The organism is Streptomyces xanthophaeus (assembly GCF_000725805.1).
GTDB lineage: Bacteria > Actinomycetota > Actinomycetes > Streptomycetales > Streptomycetaceae > Streptomyces > Streptomyces xanthophaeus.
In genome coordinates this window covers 1-219 of sequence record NZ_JOFT01000160.1, presented here as the reverse complement: position 1 = coordinate 219, position 219 = coordinate 1, and the positions used below count along the sequence as shown (strand labels likewise).

Here is a 219-nt window from a genome sequence, read left to right as displayed (position 1 = left end):
CTCGCTGAGCGGTTCGCCGCTGTGTCGGGTGGTCAGCTGATCAACATGTACGGGCCGACGGAGACGTCGGTGAATGCGACGAGCTGGGTGTACGAGCCGGGCGCGGGTTTCGGTGCGCCGCCGATCGGGCGACCGACCCCCCAGACGCAGGTGTACGTACTCGACGCGGGACTGCGGCCGGTGCCGCCGGGGGTGACGGGTGAGCTGTACATCGCGGGT

1 protein-coding gene is annotated in these 219 nt (G+C 69.9%); it reads left to right on the top strand.

The genetic code is table 11. The features are described 5' to 3' along the window. The coding region (locus IO30_RS43950) for an AMP-binding protein (protein WP_157853406.1) at positions 1-219 on the top strand (219 nt) is incomplete at both ends.